The organism is Williamsia sp. 1135 (assembly GCF_002095395.1).
Classification (GTDB): domain Bacteria; phylum Actinomycetota; class Actinomycetes; order Mycobacteriales; family Mycobacteriaceae; genus Williamsia.
The window spans coordinates 32,130-52,142 of record NZ_MJEI01000093.1 but is presented as its reverse complement, the minus strand read 5'-3'; the positions used below and the strand labels follow the sequence as shown (position 1 = coordinate 52,142).

Below are 20,013 nucleotides of genomic sequence, written 5' to 3'. Positions count from 1 at the left end.
GTCGAAGGAATTCCGCCTACTGATTCGCTTCCTTCTCGGCATTCTTGAAGTACTGATTGCGTGCTATTCGCGAATCCCCGAACGTGACCGCGCGTTCTCGTCGCGAGTTGGTCATCATCGTCGCGCCCCAGTTCAGCAGCGTGCCGACACGGTTTCGCGCACCGGCCAGGAACGCGATGTGGATGACGCCCCACGAGATCCAGCCGAGACTCCCCGACAAGTGCAGTGGCCCGGCCTGGATGAGGGCGTGACCGCGCGCGACGTACGCCGCATTGCCCAGGTCTCGGTACTTGAAAGGCGCCCGCGGCGCCGACTCGATCGCCCCCGACTCGACCTCCGCAGCGATCAACTTCCCGGCATGCCGTCCGCCCTGCATCGCCACCTCGGCGACGCCCGGCAAGTTGTCGCGTGACGACATGTCACCCACGACCCAGATGTTCGGGTGGCCCGGCACCGACAGATCGGGTTCCACCGCGATACGCCCGCTCCGGTCCTGCGGCACCTCGAGTGCGGTTGCGAGCGCCTTGGCGAACGGCACCGCCTCGACACCGGCAGTCCAGACGACCGTCCTGGTGTCGTAGCGGGTCTTCGTCTTCGGCTCGGCCTTCGCGGTGGTTTCGATGTCCCTGGGGGTCACGTCCGTGACGTGGACACCGAGATGTGTTTCCACGCCGACCTTTTCGAGAGTACGCAGGGCCCGCTTCGACAAGTTCTTGTCGAAGCTCTCCAGCACGCGGTCACCACCGTGGAACAGCAACACCCTCGCCTCGCGCGGATCGATCGACCTGAACTCGTGAGTGAGCGCGTGTACCGCGAGTTCGCGGATCTGCCCGGCCAGCTCGACCCCGGTCGGTCCCCCACCGGCGACCGCGAACGTGAGCCAGGGCTTGCGTTCTTCGGCGGTGGGCAGGGACTCGGCCATCTCGAAGGCGCTGACCAACTTCCGGCGAATCGTCAGCGCGTCATCGAGGGTTTTCATACCCGGTGCCCAGTCGATGTATTCGTCATGTCCGTGGTAGGCCTGCTGCATGCCCGCCGCAACGACGAGATAGTCGTACTTCAGATCGAACGTCGAACCGTTGACCCTGCTGGCGGTGAGAATCTTCGCCGCGGGGTCGATCGACGTCGCTTCCCCGAGCGCGACGTGAGCGTTTTGCTGTCGACGGAGCAGATGCCGGAGAGGGCTCGCGATCGATCCTTCCGAGAGCAAGCCGGTCGCGCACTGGTACAGCAGCGGCTGGAAGACGTGACTGGTTCCCCGGGACAGCAACGTCACCTCGACGTCGGCGTTCTTGAGACGGCGGGCCGCGTGCAGGCCACCGAACCCGCCTCCCACGATCACCACATGCGGTCGTCCTGGTGCTGTCATCGCCCGTCGGCCCCTTTCGTCGGTCTACGTATCCTTTCCCGACTGCGGCAGAACCGCAAACACTTCGGGTAAGACCAGCAGCTCAGAGGGGCCGACTCAGACCGAGGTCAGATAGCCGCCTCCGCGTGGAAAGAAATCTTTGCCCGAGTGCTCGACACCGTCATCGGTTCGCAACCGCTCGATGACCAGACCCCGGTTCCTGCCCCGGTACGCGTCGGAACCGGCGACGATGACCATGCCGTCACCTTCATGGATGAAGACCCGACCGGGGGTACCGCCGTAAACACCCTCCGACACTGTGGCCTTGGTGATGCGGAGGCGTCGATCACGAAAATGTGTGTACGCGTTCGGATATGGATCCGACTGGGCACGAATCAGGCGCTCGATGTCCGCGGCGGGCCACGACCAGTCGATCTGGCTGTCGAGGTCGGCGCGTTTGTGGAAAAACGTGCGGTCGGCGAGATTCTGCGGCTTCCACACCGCGGTCCCGGTCTCGATGAGATCGAGGGATTCCAGCAGCACCGCTGGGATGATGTCGATTGTCGCCCGGACCAGATCCGTTGCCGTATCCGTCGGGCCGATGGGCACGGCCCGCTGCACCAGAACATCGCCGGTGTCGAGCCCGTCGTCCATCCGGTGGGCGGTCAGACCGACTTCCGGCGCCCCGCTGATGAGCGCCCAGATGACCGGCGAGAACCCGGTGAACTTGGGCAGCATCGAGTCGTGGAGATTCAGGGTGCCGTGCGGGGGCAGGTCGAACAACTCCCGGGGCAGCCACGTGCGCCAGTTGTTGGCGACGATGATGTCGGGTTCGGCGTGTTTGACGCGTTCGATCAGCTCGTTGTCGGGGCGTTGAGCCAGGTGGACCGGAATGTCGTGGGCGCGTGCGAGATCCTCGACCGAATCGGACCAGATGCTCTCGTAGGAGTGCTCGCTCGGCGGATGTGTCACCGCCAGCACCACATCGTGGTGTGAGTTGATCAACGCGTCCAGGGTCTTGTGGCCCCAGGTTTGGTAGCCGAAGGTCGCTACTCGCATGAACTGACCTTTTCGTTCGTTCGGGCCGGTGCCCGACGGCAGCGCCACAGCGATTTATTGGGTTCAGCTTGACCGAATAACCGGCCTCATGCAAACCTAGCCTTACCGAACTATTCTTAGCGAAGCATTCCCTAACATCCGGGCCACGACTGTGTCCTCGGCAGGTGATTTACGCGCTCAGAGAAGATACGAGAGAGCGTCACGTGGAATCGGTAGATCCGTCGCAGATCAGCCCCGCCGGCCGATCGGTCAGCGCAGCCGACGGCTCGGCTTTCCCGCTGACCGCGGCTCAGCGGGGGATCTGGTTCGCCCAGCACCTGATGCCCGACACCCCGATCGTCATCGCCAACTACGCGGAGATCAACGGCCCACTGGACGTCGACCTCCTCGACGACGTGGTGCGCGACAGCATGCACGAGATCGACTGTGGCATGCTTCGATTAGTCGAAATAGACGGTACGCCTTTTCAAGTCGTGGACCGCACCCTCACCGACAGGTTCGAGAGGATCGACCTGCGCCGCGAGCCCAACCCCGCAGCTGCCGCGCAGGCCTGGATGGTCGCGAACTACTCGGCACCGATCGACTTGCTGCAGGACCGACTCATCAAAGGCGCAGTGATACGGCTCGGCGACGAGCATTACTACTGGTACTCCTGCATCCACCACATCGTCATCGACGGCTACGGCGCAATCCTGCTGATCAACCGCGCCAGCGACCTGTACACCGCGGCGTTGGACAACCACGATCCGAATCCGCCGTCGGTGCCGCCGCTGACCGAGCTCAACACGGCCGAGGATGCATACCGCGCGTCTCCGCGTTTCGCGAAAGACCGGGCCTACTGGATGGGAAAGGCTGCGGGACTGCCGGACCCGGTGAGCCTGACACCGACAACCGCAGCGCCGGACGTCTGTCCGCGACGCATCGGCGGCCTGCTCTCGCCGCAGCTCACCGCCGCGCTCGACGACGCCGCCCAACAGACGAAGTCGTTCCAGACCCCGATGCTCATCGCGGCGCTCGCAGCGTACGTGTCGCACGTGACCGGCGCCGACGACGTGGTGCTCAGCCTCCCGGTCTCCGGCCGCACCAGCGCAATCCTCCGCCGTTCCGGGGGCATGGTCTCCAATGTCGTCCCGATCCGCGTGACGATATCGCCGACGACAACCGTCGCCGAGCTCGTCGGGCAGGTTCAGCTCGAGCTCACCGGCGCCCTTCGCCATCAGCGGTACCGCAGCGAGGATCTACGTCGCGACGTGGGCGGCAGCGAGGATCCTCGGGGCTTCTACGGGCCGGCGATCAACATCATGAACTTCCCCTCCGACGTCAAACTCGGCCCCGTGTCCGGTCGGTTCCAGATCCTGTCGACCGGCCCGATTCAGGACCTTTCGGTCAATCTGTATCCCAGCGTCGATGGCACCACCCGAATCGACTTCGAAGCAAACCGCCATTCCTACACCGACGCCGACCTCAACAACCATCACCGCCGGTTTGTCGATCTCCTGGGCACCTTCGCAGCAGCCTCCTCTGATTCCCGGGTGTTCGATTTCGATGTGCTCACCGCGGCGGAGAGACGCTCGCTCGTACCGGCGCTCGGCGCACCTGCGCTCCCCCCGATCCCGCTGGCAGACATCTTGGCTCGCGGTGTGAGCGCAGGCGGGTCGGCGCTCGTCCTCGGCGACCTCACCATCGACTACGTCGACCTGGACCGATCCACGAACAGGCTCGCCCGGCGGCTCATCGGCCTGGGCGCCACTGCCGGGTCCGTGATCGCGTCGGCCTTCCCACGCGGCGTCGACGGTATCGTCGCCCTGTGGGCGATCGCGAAGACCGGTGCCACGTATCTCCCCCTTGATCCGCTGCTCCCGGCGGAGCGACTCGAGCACATGATCGCCGACTCGGCGGCGACGATCGGCCTGACCGACGCCACCGCCGGGCTGCCGCAGACGATCCCGTGGTTCGAGATCGACGAGGTCGCCTTCCGCGGCGCTGTTGCCGCCGAATCCGATGCGCCCATCACCGACGCCGACCGTGGGCTGCGCCTGCGTCTCGACCACGTCGCGTACATCATCTACACCTCCGGCTCGACCGGTGTGCCCAAGGGCGTTGCCATTTCGCACAGGGGCCTGGCGACCTTCACGGCGGCAGCGCGTCCCGAATTGGCCGTGACCTCGACGTCCCGGGTTCTGCGTGTGAGTTCCCCGAGTTTCGACGCATCGATCTTCGAGATGGTCCTGACCTTCAGCGCCGGGGCGACACTGGTGATCGCGCCGGCAGATGTGGTCGGGGGTGACGAACTGGGCGAGGTGATACGCCGCGGGAACGTCACCCACATCGTCAGCGCGCCTGCCGTTCTGGGCACCCTCGACGCCACCGGACTCGAGTCGCTCGAGGCCATCGTGGTCGGCGGCGATGTGTGCCCACCCGACCTCGTTGCGAGGTTCGGCACCCGAGTGCGGTTCTTCAACAGCTACGGTCCGACAGAGGCCACCATCGTCGTCAGCATGTCCGAGGCCCTGGACACCCCTGCGGCGATCACCATCGGCGCGCCCCTGCAAGGGGTCCGGGCACTGGTGCTCGACCGTTGGTTGCGCCCGATGCCCGAAGGCGTCGCCGGTGAGCTCTACCTCGCGGGTCCGGGTTTGGCCCGCGGATACGTCGACCGCCCGGCGTTGACCGCAGGACGGTTCGTCGCCGATCCGGTCGGCGGAGGCCGGCGCATGTACCGGACCGGCGACATAGTTCGCTGGACCGCCGACCACCGGCTCGAGTACCTGGGACGAACCGATTCACAGGTGAAGGTCCGAGGCCAACGGGTTGAACTCGGCGAGATCGAGGCACTGCTGAACCGCCGTGCCGACGTGGGCACAGCGGTGGTCGTCGCCCGGAAAGACCGGCGCGACCAGACGATCCTGGTCGCCTACATCTGTGCCGCGCCGGGCGCGGTGGTGCAACCGGCTGCCCTTCGGGCCGCTGCGGCGCAATCACTTCCCGGCTACATGGTGCCGGCGGTGATAACCGTGCTCGAACAGATGCCGACCACCCGCGCAGGCAAGGTCGACCGGACTGCCCTCCCGGAACCAGAACTGGCATCGGCCCCTTTCCGGGACCCCGCAACCCCCGCAGAAGTCCGCGTCGCGACGATCTTTGCCGAATTGCTCGACCTCGACCGGGTCGGCGCCGACGACAGCTTCTTCGATCTGGGCGGCGATTCCCTCGCGGCAACCCGGCTCATCTCACGCGTGAACGCAGACCTGCACACCCGCCTCACCGTCCGCGAGATCTTCGACAATCCGACGGTCAGCGGCATCGCCCGGCGCCCGGCGTCATCGGGCCCCCCGCGCGCGATTCTGGTTCCCGGTACGCGTCCCGCGCGGATTCCGCTCTCGCCGGCGCAGACCCGGATGTGGTTCCTCCACCGTTTCGATCCCCTCGGGACCGCCTACCATCTCCCGTTGGTGGTGGGCCTCGACGGAGATCTGGACGCCCCGGCTTTGGAAGCGGCCATGCTCGACGTCGCCGGACGGCACGAGTCTCTGCGAACTGTGTTCCCAGAAGACGATGCAGGTCCCGTGCAGCGGGTGCTGCCGATCGAGCAGGCCTGCATCGACCTCACCCCGCATCCGCTCACCCCCGCCGGACTGGTGCCGGCAATAGGCGCTTTCGCGGGTGTCCCCTTCGACATCACTCAGGCGATGAGCCTGCGCACCCGGCTGTTCCGACTCGACGCACACAGCCACGTGCTCGTGGTGATCATGCACCACATCGTCGCCGACGGGGGGTCGCTGGCCCCACTCGCCCGCGACATCGCCATCGCCTACGAGGCGCGCAAGCGAGGAGCCACCCCGGGATGGCCGCCGTTGCCGGTCCAATATGCGGATTACGCGGTGTGGCAGAACACGTGGCTGGGGGCGCCGGACGATCCCGACGCAACCGGAACCAAGCAGATCGACCACTGGATGCAGGTCTTGCGCGACGCACCCGCGATCCTGTCACTACCGACCGACCGCCCACGACCGCCGGTCGTCAGCTACCGCGGTGCTGCAGTCGATTTCGTGGTGAATCGTGACCTCACGAGTCGCCTGCACGACATCGCCGGGCTGCATGACGCCACCATGTTCATGACTCTGCATGCCGCGTACGCCACCCTGCTGTCACGCCTGTGCAGCACCACCGACATCGTCATCGGAACACCGATCTCCGGCCGATCGGACCCGTTGCTCGACGACCTGATCGGCATGTTCGTCAACACCCTGCCGCTCCGGACGATCGTCGATCCCGCGACCAGCTTCAACGATCTCGTCGATCAGGTGCGCGCCGCCGACCTCGCCGCCTACGCGAACGCAGACGTACCGTTCGAACGCTTGGTGGACGAGCTCGACGTGCCGCGGTCGCAGTCCTTCTCGCCGGTGTTCCAGGTGACCCTCAGCGTGCAGACCAACACGGTGACCACCGGTGACGGGGCGGCCGCGCTTCAACTCCCCGAACTTGCCGTCCGGGCCCTGGACTTCGAACACGGGACCACTCACTTCGATCTGGCACTGAACATCGATGAACAGGTCGACGGCACCCTCCGGTGCGAACTGCGTTATGCCACCGACATCTTCGATGCGGACACCGCGGCGGCGATGGTGTCGCGCTTCCTGATGCTGCTCATCGAGCTCACCGATCGACCAGAGACGCCGGTCGGTGACGTGGACATCCTCGATTCCGACGAGTACGAGAGCCTGGTCCCCGCGCTCGGCCGCACATCGGTGGCGCCCCAGACATTCGGTTCCTTGATCGCAGCCGCAGTCGAGGCGAACCCGGATGGCGTCGCGTTGCAGTGGCAGGGCGTCGGACACACCTACCGAGAGGTCGATGACTGGTCCACCGACCTCGCAGAGCGACTGATATCGCAGGGCGCCGCTCCGGAATCCCCTGTCGCCATCGCTGTTCGCCGATCGCTGGACTCGGTGCGAGCTACCTGGGCAGTGATCAAGACCGGTGCCGCGTTCCTCCCGGTAGATCCCGCGTATCCGTCGGAGCGAATCGCACACATGCTCAAAGACTCCGGTGCTCGCCTCGGACTGACCACTGCGGCGAACCGTGCCCACCTGCCCGACACGCTGCACTGGATCATCGTCGACGATCTCATGCCCGCGGTCGCGTGTGCGGATTCGGAGGGTGATGTCAAGGGGGATGCAGACGCCGCCGCCGACGTCTCCGTCGACATCGAGCACGCTGCGTACATGATCTACACCTCCGGATCGACCGGGACCCCGAAAGGGGTTGTGGTGACCCATCGCGGGCTGGCCAACCTCGCGGCGGAACGCCGCCTGAACTACGCGATGCATCCGTCCGCACGATTCCTGCACAACACCTCGCCGAGCTTCGACATGGCCATCGGCGAGCAGATCGCCGCACTGTCGACCGCGGCAACGCTGGTCATCTCGCCACCCGATCTGTCGCCGGAGGAATTGACGGATCTGCTTGCCTCCGAACACATCACGCACGCGTTGATCACACCGACGATGCTCACCGCGCTCGATCCCACCGGGCTCGACGAGCTGATCGTCCTCGGTGTGGGAGGAGAAGCGGTCACCACCGAGCTCATCGATCGATGGGCGCCCGGCCGGCAGATGCGCAACGGTTACGGTCCCACCGAGACAACCGACATCGCCACCGTGGCCCGCCTCGAGGCCGGGCAACCGGTGACGATCGGCACGGGGGTCCACGGCTTCGAACTACTGGTCCTCGACACCCGGCTGCGGCCTGTTCCGGTCGGTGTCACCGGAGAGCTGTATCTCGCGGGACCGGCACTGGCCCGCGGCTACCACCGCAGACACGCGCTGACCGCAGAGCGGTTCGTGGCCAATCCATTCTCGGTCCCGGGTGCCCGCATGTACCGGACCGGCGACGTCGCCTCCTGGGTCGAGGGTGAACTGCGCTATCACGGTCGCTCCGACAACCAGGTCAAGATCCGCGGTTACCGCATCGAACTCGGCGAGATCGAATCCGCGGCCCACAGCCTGCCCGGTGTCCGGCAGGCGGTGGTCCTCAAACGAGTCACCGACCACGGCGACCGTCTGGTGGTGTACGTGGTGCCGCGCCAGGACGTCGCAGTCGACACCGCCGCGATCCGCACTGTCCTGACCATTGCGCTACCCGCGCACATGGTGCCCGAGGCGTATGTGGTGGTGGATCGACTTCCGTTGACCGTCAACGGGAAACTTGATCAGGAACGCCTTCCCGTGCCTGACTTCACCACCGCCACGACGCCCTACCGGGCTCCCGCCGACGCGGTCCAGACCACCATCGCCGAGCTGATGGCAGAGCTGCTCGGACAAGACAGGATCGGGGTCGACGATTCGTTCTTCTCACTCGGTGGTGACAGCATCGGATCGATACAACTCGTATCGCGCGCCCGCGCCCACGGCGTGCACTTCACCCCGCGTGATGTCTTCGAACACAAGACCGTAGCCGCGCTGGCCAAGGTCGCCGGCACCGATCCGGCAGACGACGTACAGCTCGCGGAACTCCCTGGCGGCGGCACCGGCTCGCTGCCCCTGCTCCCGGTGATGCGGGACATGGTCGAACGCCCCGGAGGGTTCGGGCGCTTCTCCCAGACTCTGGTGCTCGAGCTCCCGGAGGGCATCGACCGGGCGGGCATCGTTTCGACCCTGTCGGCCGTCATCGATCACCACGACGCCCTGCGGGCCGTCCTCACCGATACCGGACTCGAGATCCGGCCGACCGCCTCGGTGGCGGTCGATCGTCTCCTGCGACATGTCGAGGTGCCCGCCGGCACAGATCCGAGCGCCGAGACGGAAGCCGAATACCGGCAGGCCCTGGGCCACTTGGACCCTCGCACCGGCGACATGATGCAGTTCGTGTGGATCGATGCCGGCCATTCCGGTCGACTCGTCGTCGTGCTCCATCACCTGATCGTCGACGGCGTCTCCTGGCGAATCCTGGTGCCCGACATGATCTCGGCCTGGGCTGCCCTGTCCGCAGGCCTGCCTCCGGTACTCGCCCCGGTGGGGACATCGTTGCGTCGGTGGTCGCATGCCCTGCTCGAGCACGCGATCGCGCCGGAAGCAACGGACGAATTGCCATGGTGGCAGTCGGTGCTCGCAGCACCGGACCATCCGCTGGGACCACGGCATCTCGACCCTCGGATCGATACCGTCGCAAGCGTCGAGCGGATCACGGTCGAACTCGATCGGGATCTGACCCGGGCCGTGATCGACGAGGTACCGAGAGCATTCCGCGGCAACGTCGAAGACGTGCTCTTGGCCGCGTTGATGCACGCCCTGTACGTCTGGCGGGCCGAGCACGGCGATCGGCAGGTGTCCGTGCTCGCACAGCTCGAAGGGCACGGCCGTGAAGAGACCGTGGTTCCGGGCGCCGATCTGTCCCGCACCGTCGGCTGGTTCACCAGCGTCTATCCCGTCCGATTCGACCTGAGCGGACTCGAACTGCCTGCGACCCTTACCGGGCCGACCGCGGTCGCCGTCCTCAAGCGGGTGAAAGAACACCTCCGGGCGGTCCCGCGGCGCGGGATCGGATTCGGGATCTTGCGTCACCTGAACCCGGCATCGAGTGCCGCCCTCACCACGACCCATCCGCCCGAGATCAGCTTCAACTACCTCGGACGCACTGGGGCACAGGCGATTCCCGAGGACCTCGCCCAGCTCGGCTGGATGCCCGCGGCCGACGGCATCCTCGAACCCGATGCGGACCGGGACATGCCGGCGGCCGCCGCGCTCGACATCAACGCGCTCGTCACGGAGTCGAACGGCTCCGCTGTCCTCTCCGCAGTCTTCGGGTATGCGAGCGGTGTGCTCTCCCACTCGGATGTGAGCACCTTGACCGAGTATTGGATTCGCTCGCTGCAAGTGCTCACCGATCAGGTGAGAGCGAACGGTGGAGAGCTCACTCCCTCGGATCTTCATCCGTTCCACGTCGCCCAGGCCGATCTCGACCGCTGGCTGCAGCGTTACCCCGACATGTCCGACGTGTGGCCGTTGTCTCCGCTGCAGCAGGGTCTTGCCTTCCACGCTCAGTTGGCGCCCGTCCGCGATGTCTACGTCTCGCAGACCGTGCTCGACCTCGAAGGTGTGGTCGACGGCGCCCGCCTTCGATCTGCGGCAGTGGCCCTGGTCGGGCGATACCAGAATCTCCGAACCGCGTTCGTGACCGACAGCGGCGGCGCGGCAGTACAGATCGTGGTCGACCACCTCGAACCCGACTGGCAAGAACTGGACGTCAGCGATCTGGACATCGACGAATCCAGCCGTGCCGTCGGTGGCGTGCGCCGCAGCGAACTCGGCAAACGGTTCCGACTCGAGCGGCCTCCCCTGCTGCGGTTCGCATTGATCAGAACCGGGCACGACCGCTGGCAGCTCGTGGTGACCCTCCATCACATCAATGTCGATGGCTGGTCCATGCCGCTACTGCTCCGAGACCTGTTGATGCTGTACGCGACACACGCCGACTCCGTCGTTCTCCCACCCGCACCGTCGTACCGCGATTTCCTCCTGTGGGTAGACCAGCAGGACCACGACGCCTCGCGGGCAGCATGGGCCGAGGCGTTTGCAGGGTGCGACCAGCCCACGCTGTTGGTCGAGAACCATAGTGCGACCGGCGAGATCGACTCCGTGACCGATGTCCTCGACGAGGCAGCAACGGCTGCGCTGAGTACGGTCGCAGCCGGGTTCGGCGTCACCCTCAACACCATCGTCCAAACCGCCTGGGCCATCGTCATCGCGCAGCAGGTCGATTCGCAGGATGTCGCCTTCGGCGCCACCGTCTCGGGACGGCCTGCCGATCTGGACGGGGTCGAGTCCATGGTCGGACTGTGTATCAACACCGTTCCGGTCCGAGTCGTGATCGACGCCGACGAACCGATGTCCGCTCTGCTGCAACGACAACAAGCCGAGCAGGCCCGGCTCCTCGAGCACCACTACCTCGGTTTGGTCGATGTCCAGGCTGCGGCCGGACCCGGTTCCGTCTTCGACACCCTGACCGTCTTCGAGTCATATCCGCTCGACGCAGACGCGATCGCGGCCGCCGGATCGATCGACGGCATGCAGATCACCGGCGTCGACGGCTCCGAGGCCACCCATTATCCGTTGTCACTGACCGCGAATCCCGGATCGGAGCTGACGCTTCGCCTGACCTTTCACGAGAACGCGTTCACGCGTGGAGCCGTCGAGGCGCTGTCCGGGAGACTGCATCGAGTCCTGCGGGCTGTCGCCGAGGAACCGGATTCACCAACCGGACAGCTGCAACTGTTGTCCGACGCCGAACGTGCCGAACTCGTCCCGATGCGGGGTCCTGCAGCAGTGCCCCAGGCCACCCTGGCCCAGCTCATCGCATCGGCCGTGGACGCGAATCCGGCAGGGACCGCGGTCCTCTGGCGGGACCGCGAGTACAGCTACCGCGACGTCGATGAGTGGACCGATGTTCTCGCCCGCCTACTCGCCGACCGCGGGGCCCGCCCCGAGACCTTCGTCGCCGTCGCCGTGCCCCGGTCGCTGGATTCGGTACGCGCGGTGTGGGCGGTCGCGAAGACCGGTGCAGCGTTTGTCCCCATTGATCCGCACTATCCTGCTGATCGCATCGCGCACATGCTCTCCGACTGTGGAGCGGCCTTGGGCATCACCACTCGCGACCAACGACCCGGCTTGCCGGACTCGGTGACTTGGGTTGTCCTCGAAGATCTTCCGCAGGAGATGTTCACCGCGCCCGTACAGCCTTCCAACCACCACGCGTCGGATCTCCGGCACCCCGCCTACATGATCTACACGTCCGGCTCCACCGGTACGCCCAAGGGCGTCGTCGTCACGCACCAGGGGTTGGCCAACCTGGCCGCAGAGCGACTCCTGCGGTACCACATGACCAGCACGTCACGCTTCTTGCACAACACGTCGCCGAGTTTCGACATGGCTGTGGGAGAACAGATCTCTGCCCTGTCGGCTGCGGCGACCCTGGTCATCTCCCCGCCCGACCTCACGCCCGCCGAACTCTCCGATCTCATCGGCAGACACGGGGTCACCCACGCGCTGATCACGCCGACCATGCTCGGCATGCTCGATCCGGTCGACCTGCCCGGTTTACAGGTTCTGGGCGTGGGCGGCGAATCGGTCTCCGCCGAACTGGTCGATCGTTGGGCCCCGGGACGGCAGATGCGCAACGGCTACGGCCCCACCGAGGCGACCGACATCGCCACGGTCTCAGAGCTGCACGCCGGGCGCCCGGTGGCCATCGGACGACCGGTCCACGGATTCGAACTGCTGGTTCTCGACTCACGCCTTCGCCCGGTGCCCGCTGGTGTGACCGGCGAGCTGTATCTGGCGGGCCCGGCGCTCGCTCGCGGCTACCACGGCAGACCGGCGCTCACCGCAGATCGATTCACAGCCAATCCCTTTGGCGCCGGCGGAGCCCGGATGTACCGAACCGGCGACCTCGTCACGATGATGCCCGCCGGCGAACTGCGCTACCACGGCCGATCCGACAACCAGGTCAAGATCCGCGGGCACCGGATCGAACTGGGTGAGATCGACGCAGTCCTCACGCGACACCCCCACGTCGATCGCGCCGTGACCATCGCCCGACCCGGACCGGGCGGACAGGTCGTACTCGTCTCCTACGTCGTAGCGCCGGCGCACGACGGATCACGAACCGATGAGATCTCGGAGTTCGCGGCCGAGTTCCTGCCACGGCACATGCTGCCCGGCGTCATCATGGCAACCGACTCCATTCCGTTCACGCCGACCGGAAAACTCGACGAGAGGGCGCTACCGCAACCCGATTTCGAGTCCGGGGTACCTCATCGCGCGCCCGCCACCGCCACGGAGGTCCTCGTGGCAGCCGCGTTCGCCGACGCACTGGGCGTCCCGGCCATCAGTGTCCACGACGACTTCTTCTCCATCGGCGGTAATTCGCTCACCGCGATCGGGGTGCTCGGAAGGATCCGCGATGAGCTGCAGCGCCCGATTCCTCTGCAGTGGTTCCTCGCCGACCCGACGGTGCTCGCGCTGGCCCGACGCATCGACACCTTCGATCCGATGGCTGCCGATTCTGCGCTCGACGTCGTACTCCCGATCCGCGAGACCGGCACGACGACACCGCTGTTCTGTATCCACCCGATTCTCGGCCTGTCGTGGAGCTATGCCGGTCTCGCCCGGCACCTCGACGACAACCGACCTGTCTATGGTCTCCAGGTGCCCGGGTTGCACTCCGAGGAACCTCTCGCCGACTCGATCGAGGCGACCGCGCAGCGCTACCTTCGTGAGGTCCGGCGGATTGCCCCCGACGGGCCGTACCACCTCCTCGGCTGGTCGTTGGGCGGCGTCATCGCGCACGCCATGGCAGTGCAGCTCGCGCAAGCGGGTGCCGAGGTGGGATCGCTGATCATTCTCGACAGCAGCGCAATTCCCGTTGCGCCCACCGACGACACCGGTCTGCGCGCCGCCGACATCCTCGGCGCTCTGGGTCTCGACGACGTCGGCGCAGACCACCTCAGTCACCTGACCACGGAGTCCATCGCCGATGTCCTCGCCGAGATCGAGGACATGCCGCCCGGGCTGCGCCAACCCCAGGTTCAGCGTCTGATCGCGGCCGCCGAGCACCATGCAGCGTTGCTCCACAAGCATGTTCCGGGGAGGTTCGACGGAGACCTGCTGTTCTTCTCGGCAGACGCGGATGCTCCCGGCTCGACGGCAGCGTTCGACTCCTGGGCTCCCCATGTGGCAGGCGTTGCCCAGATGCATCCGCTACCGGTCACCCATTGGCAGATGTGCAGCCCTGCGGCGCTGCGTACGGCCGGGCCGATCATCGCGGGACATCTCGAACGCGGTGCGCACTCGGCCAAGATCGTCGAGGCCGGCGGATGACGGCACGAGACACGACCACCGGCTGGTCGATCATCCGGCAGAGCCTGATCGACCGGCGCGGAACACTCACCGCCGCTTCGGTACTGCTGTGCCTGCACCAGATGTGCGAGGTTGCGGTTCCCATCCTCATCGGCGTCATCGTCGATCAGGCCGTCGACGGCGGCGACCTCGGAGCCCTGGCCTGGTGGATCGGTGTGCTCGCCGGTGTCTTCGTGGCACTGACGATCTGCTACCGGCTCGGCGCCCGCCTCGGAATGAACGCAGCACTGCATCAGGCTCATCGACTGCGCATGGACGCGGTGCGCCGGATACTCGGTCCCCGGCGGTTGCGGACCGACCTACGCAGCGGCGAACTGCTGGCCGTGACCGGAACCGACGCCGATGAGACCGCCGCGCTGTTGCGTTACCTGCCACAGGCTCTGGGCGCCCTGGCCGCTCTCGCCGTCTGCGCGGTGGCCCTGCTGATCATCGACGTGCCACTGGGTCTCGCGGTGCTGTTCGGGGTGCCGCTGGTTCTGGGTCTGCTGCAGCTGAGCGCTCCCCTGCTGACCCGTCAGACCCTCAGCCAGCAGACCCGCATCGCCAGAGCGACCGGCGCTGCAACAGATTTGATCGCCGGACTGCGACCTCTTCGCGGTATCGGCGCCGAAGACGCGGCAGCGCAGCGATACTCCACCGCGAGCCGGCACGCGTTGACGGCCATGCGCCGCACGGCCGCAGGGCAGGGCGCGTTCATGGGGGCTGCGATCGGGGTCAGTGCGATCCTGGCGGTGGCGGTCGCGACCGGAGCGGGGTGGTACGCGCTCGAAGGCCGCATCAGCATCGGTGAACTGGTCACCGTTCTGGGGTTGGCCCAGTTCTTCTTGGAACCGCTCGCCATGCTCTCCCTCTTACCGGGCAAGGCCGCAACTGCCCGGGCCTCGGCGCAGCGTCTGGCCCTGATCACCGACGCCGAGTTCGCCAAACCTGCCGCGGTCTCACGGCTCGGACCAGGACCGCACGGTGTGGAATTCCGGAATGTCGAGTACGCATCGCTGCACGGACTCAGCATGATCGCCAAACCCGGTGACTGCCTGGGCGTGGTGGTGACAGACCCTGTCGACGGCACGAGCATCATCGACCTGCTCGCCGGAAGCGCCACGCCGCACCGCGGCGAAGTGTGGGTCTCTGACATCCCGGCGGCCGCGGCCGATCTGACCGAGCTCCCCCGCGCACTGCTGGTGCAGCCACATCTGACGGACCTGTTCAGCGGTTCCCTGCTGCACAACGTCACCACGGGCGCGCCTGCCGCGGCGGAGTCGGACGCCGCAGCCGCACTCAGGGCCGTTGCGGCAGCCGACCTGATCGACTCCCACCCGGACGGGATCGACCGGATGATCTCCGACCGCGGGCAGTCCTTGTCCGGTGGTCAACGCCAGCGGGTCGCGCTGGCCCGGGCACTCGCCTCCGGCAGTTCGGTTCTCGTACTGCATGATCCGACGACCTCCGTCGACTCGGTCACCGAACGGACTGTGGCCACCGAACTCTATCGACGACGCCACGAGGGCCGAAGCGACCACACCACGATCGTCATCACGAGCAGTCCCGCCCTACTGGCGTCGGCAGACCGCGTGATCTTCGTCGATGGTGGCAGGGTGCGCGGCGAAGGTACCCATGCCGAGCTCGCCGCGGCCGACCTGCGCTACCGCGAGGCGGTGCTCCGTTGACCCTCGCACACGGCCCGACCGGGCACGCGGCACTGCCGGTCGCAACAGGTGCCGCGACTCGTCGCCGGCTCACCGTCGCACTGGCGCAACGCAGACCCGCCCTCGTCCGGATTGCCGTGGCCTCACTGCTCGCCGGGGTGGCTGCGGTCGCGCCGGCCCTCGTACTCGGGATCCTGGTCGACGAGGTGGCAGGCGAGGGCCGGCTCTCGGTTCTGCTTCCGATCGCCGCGATCGCTGCCACCGCCGCCCTGCTGGGCGGACTGGCCACCGGGTTCTCGATGTACTTCATCGCCGCTCTCGGGTCCGATCTGTTGGCGGACCTACGGGAGTCGGTCATCCGGACCGCCTTACGGCTGCCCGCCGAGACCATGGAGGACGCCGGCAGGGGCGACCTGCTGTCCCGGGTCAGCAATGATGTTGCTGCGGTGAGCAAAGCGGTCTCGACGGTCCTGCCGACGGTCGTGATCTCCACGGTGCTCGCTGCCGTCAGCATCATCACCATGGCGGGTCTGGACTGGCGGCTCGGTCTCGCAGGGGCCATCGCGATCCCCCTGTATGGTCTCGCCCTGCACTGGTACCTGCCACGTTCGACACCCCGCTACAGAGCCGAACGACGCACGGTCGCCGAGCGATCCCAGGTACTCGTCGAGAGGATCGTCGGTGCACGAACCGTGCACGCCTACGGAATCGAAGAACGGGAGATCGCGCGGGTCGAAGCCGCATCGGCAGCCGCGCGCGACATCTCCATCTCGGCCTTCACCCTGTTCACACGATTGGTGGGGCGGGTCAATCGGGCCGAGTTCATCGGTCTCACAGCAATTCTGGTGGTCGGTTTCATCCTCGTCGAGGGCAGTGCTGTGACCGTGGGTGCGACCACCGCCGCCGCGCTGCTCTTCCACCGCCTGTTCAACCCGATAGGGATGATCCTCTACAGCTTTGCCGATCTCCAGTTGGCCGCGGCCGGCCTGACCAGACTCGTCGGCGTGGCCGACGCCGACACGACGAATGAGACCGATCCCGGGTCGGCTCACACCGTGCCGGCTGACAGTGCTCTCGAGTTGCGCGATGTGCACTTCGGTTACGACGCAGGACGTCCGGTGCTGCGTGGTGTGAGCCTGCGTATCGAACCGGGGACCTCGGTGGCACTCGTCGGACCGAGCGGCGCAGGCAAGTCCACGCTTGCGGCCATCGCGGCCGGCACGTATCCGCCGGCATCGGGTTCCGCGACGATCGGCGGAGTCGACCTTCATGCCCTGCCCTATCGCACCGTGCGCCAACACGTCGTGGTGCTCAGCCAAGACGTGCATGTGTTCGCCGGCACGATCGTCGAGGACCTGCAGTTGGCGAGACCGGCGGCCGACGCCGACGACATCCGAGCGGCCCTCGCCGGCGTCGGCGCGCTCGAGTGGGCCCAAAATCTCCCACATGGCCTCGACACCATCGTCGGTGAGGGTGGCCACGAACTCACCGACGCCCAGGCACAGCAACTCGCGCTCGCCAGACTCGTGTTGATCGACCCACCTGTTGCGGTGCTGGACGAGGCCACCGCGGAGGCGGGGAGTCTGGGAGCCCGCGATCTCGATCGTTCGGCCGTCGCCGCCACCGCGGGACGCACGACGCTGATCGTCGCCCACCGACTGAGCCAGGCGGTCACCTGCGACCGGGTGGTCGTCATGGACCGAGGAGTACTGGTCCAGCAGGGAACACCATCGGAACTACTCGCCACGCCGGGCCCCTTCGCCCAGTTGTGGACCGCTTGGAACATCCAAGGACAAGGAAAGGATGCGGATCATGAATGACCACAACACGGAGGTCGTCGACATCCTCGGCGTCGGGTTCGGCCCGTCGAATCTTGCCCTCGCGATAGCGTTGGAAGAGCTCAACGCCGAATTGCCGGCGGAGCAACAACTCACGTCGCGATTCGTCGAGACCAAAGAGCAGTTCGGTTGGCATCCGGGGATGCTGCTCCCTCGCACCACCATGCAGGTGTCGTTTCTCAAAGACCTGGCGACGCAACGCAATGTACGAAGCCGCTACACGTTCCTGAACTATCTGTCCGAGGTGAACCGGCTCACGGAATTCGTCAACTTCCAGACGTTCTTCCCGACGCGCCATGAGTTCCACGACTACCTCGAGTGGGCGGCCCGCGGCGTGAACGCCGCTGTCTCGTACGGCAGCCGGGTGGTCTCGATCGACAGCACGGGCGACACCTTCGCGGTCAAGGTGGAGGGACGACATGCGGGTGTGGTGCGCGCCCGCAACATCGTGGTCGCTGCAGGGCTGGCAGCGAAGATGCCGCACGGCGTGGCAGCATCGAAGCGGGTCTTCCACAACCACCAACTGCTGTCGCATCTGGCTGAACTGCCGGACCCGGCTCCGAAGAGTTTTCTCGTGATCGGCGCCGGTCAGAGCGCCGCTGAGGTCGTGGAGTACCTGCACACCCACCATCAGGACTCACAGATCCACGCGGTCTTCGCCAAGTACGGATACAGTCCTGCCGACGACAGCCCGTACGCCAACCGTATTTTCGACCCCGGGGCCGTCGATGACTTCCATTCGGCCACACCGGAATTTCGGCAGCAACTCATGAGGTACCACCGGGGTACCAATTACTCGGCGGTCGACCTTCCGCTCATCGAGGAGTTGTACGCGCGAGAGTACGACGAGAGGGTCCGCGGGCAGCGCCGTCTGTTCGTACACGGCGCGTCGCAGGTCGTCGCAGTCGTCGAGAGCGCGGACGAGGTGACCGTGACCGTGCGCCACGAACCCTCCGGCCTCACCGAGGACATCGCCTGCGATGCCGTGGTGTGCGCGACCGGCTTCAACCCGATGAACCTGCGCGTCATACTCGGTGATCTCACCGACAGCATTGCGTTCGACGCCCAGGGCGCCCAGGTCGCGCGCGACTACCGACTGGTCGCGAAGACGCCCCTGCCCGGCGGCGTGTTCCTGCAGGGCGGGACCGAACACACGCACGGGATATCCTCATCACTGCTGTCCAACAGCGCTGTTCGAGCGGGCGAGATCGCGAAGTCGATCGCCCGCGATCGTTGGGATGTGCGCGCCCGTGCGTCGACGACTCCGCGAGCGGCGGTCTGACAGCGCTGAACAGCAACGTCATACCTCGGTCGGCTCTGTGTGCCGAATGAGTTCGCCAATCACCACGGGCCACACCGGCCGCGGTGGTATTTCGTGCCCGACCCCCTCCAGCGCAACGAATCTCGCGCCGGGTATCGCTCTGGCCAGCGCCCTGCCGTGTTCGAGGGGGAACAGCGGATCGGCGGTGCCGTGCATGACCAACGTCGGCGCCGTGATCGCCGACATCTGCGGATCCGCAGGAGCCTGGTCATCCGGAAGCACTGAATGGTTCTTCACACTGGACTCGATGTTCTTGGTACGCAGCACGATCCTGCGCACGAGTGCGCGCACGGCAGCGTCGTCGACCGTAAGCGTCCCGGCGTATGCACGCAGATCTGCCACCAGGTAGTTGGTCACCGCATCCGCATCCCGCCAGTCCGGTTCCGCCGGTGCATTCGACAAGTGCCTGATGAGGGCGGCGCTCGGTCCGGGTAGTTCGTCGTCGACCGGACCGATTGCAGTGGTCGAGAGCAAGGTCAGCGACCTGACCCGGGCAGGTTGGGTCAGTGACGCGAGTTGAGCGATACCGCCGCCCATCGACATACCCACCAGATGCCCCTCGGCAACGCCGAGGACATCGAGCAGTCCGATGACGTCGCCGACCAGATCGCGGGACGTATAGGTCGGCGCGCCAGGCGGGTAGGTGGCAGAGCGGCCGGTGTCGCGAAGGTCATACCGGATGACCCGGCGTCCGGCTGTCGCCAGTTCGCCGCAGAACTCGACGTCCCAGTAGTCCATGGCACATCCGGCCCCACCGATGAGCAACAGCACGGGATCGTGAGAGTCGCCGAAGGACTCCGCACACAGATCCACCCCGTTGACGGTCAGCAATTGCTTCTCACCCATGCTCACCCACCTCCGGTCCTCGAGATGCCACGACGATAGC

7 protein-coding genes are annotated in these 20,013 nt (G+C 66.3%); 4 read left to right on the top strand and 3 right to left on the bottom strand.

The annotated features are described in order from the left end of the window. Positions 1–16 precede the first annotated feature (16 nt). Both BFL43_RS13835 and BFL43_RS13830 read right to left on the bottom strand, forming a co-directional pair. Entirely contained in the window at positions 17–1,369 is a 1,353-nt protein-coding gene (locus BFL43_RS13835; RefSeq protein WP_084893110.1) for an NAD(P)/FAD-dependent oxidoreductase, read from the bottom strand. A gap of 96 nt (positions 1,370–1,465) precedes the next feature. Beyond that, positions 1,466–2,407, bottom strand: a complete 942-nt coding sequence (locus BFL43_RS13830; protein WP_084893155.1) for a methionyl-tRNA formyltransferase — start codon at positions 2,405–2,407, stop codon at positions 1,466–1,468. Between the two features lie 203 nt (positions 2,408–2,610). On the opposite strand from BFL43_RS13830, the gene BFL43_RS13825 reads away from it, so the two are divergent. The 4 genes from BFL43_RS13825 to BFL43_RS13810 are packed head-to-tail and all read left to right on the top strand — an operon-like array spanning position 2,611 to position 19,088. Then, on the top strand, positions 2,611–14,283 hold the full coding sequence (locus BFL43_RS13825) for a non-ribosomal peptide synthetase (RefSeq protein ID WP_143695309.1): 11,673 nt from the start codon (positions 2,611–2,613) through the stop codon (positions 14,281–14,283). Next, positions 14,280–15,989, top strand: a complete 1,710-nt coding sequence (locus tag BFL43_RS13820) for an ABC transporter ATP-binding protein (RefSeq protein ID WP_084893108.1) — start codon at positions 14,280–14,282, stop codon at positions 15,987–15,989. The genes BFL43_RS13825 and BFL43_RS13820 overlap by 4 nt, the downstream gene beginning before the upstream one ends. Continuing rightward, complete coding sequence (locus BFL43_RS13815; RefSeq protein ID WP_240498248.1) at positions 15,986–17,788, top strand: ABC transporter ATP-binding protein; 1,803 nt, start codon at positions 15,986–15,988, stop codon at positions 17,786–17,788. Before BFL43_RS13820 ends, BFL43_RS13815 begins: the two co-directional genes overlap by 4 nt. Next, the gene (locus tag BFL43_RS13810) at positions 17,781–19,088 is read left to right on the top strand and encodes a SidA/IucD/PvdA family monooxygenase (RefSeq protein WP_084893153.1); all 1,308 of its coding nucleotides are present in this window, start codon (positions 17,781–17,783) and stop codon (positions 19,086–19,088) included. The genes BFL43_RS13815 and BFL43_RS13810 overlap by 8 nt, the downstream gene beginning before the upstream one ends. Positions 19,089–19,106: 18 nt before the next feature. Here BFL43_RS13810 and BFL43_RS13805 read toward each other — a convergent pair whose 3' ends face one another. Continuing rightward, positions 19,107–19,973, bottom strand: coding sequence for an alpha/beta fold hydrolase (locus BFL43_RS13805; RefSeq protein WP_084893107.1), 867 nt, complete (start codon positions 19,971–19,973; stop codon positions 19,107–19,109). Positions 19,974–20,013: the final 40 nt, after the last annotated feature.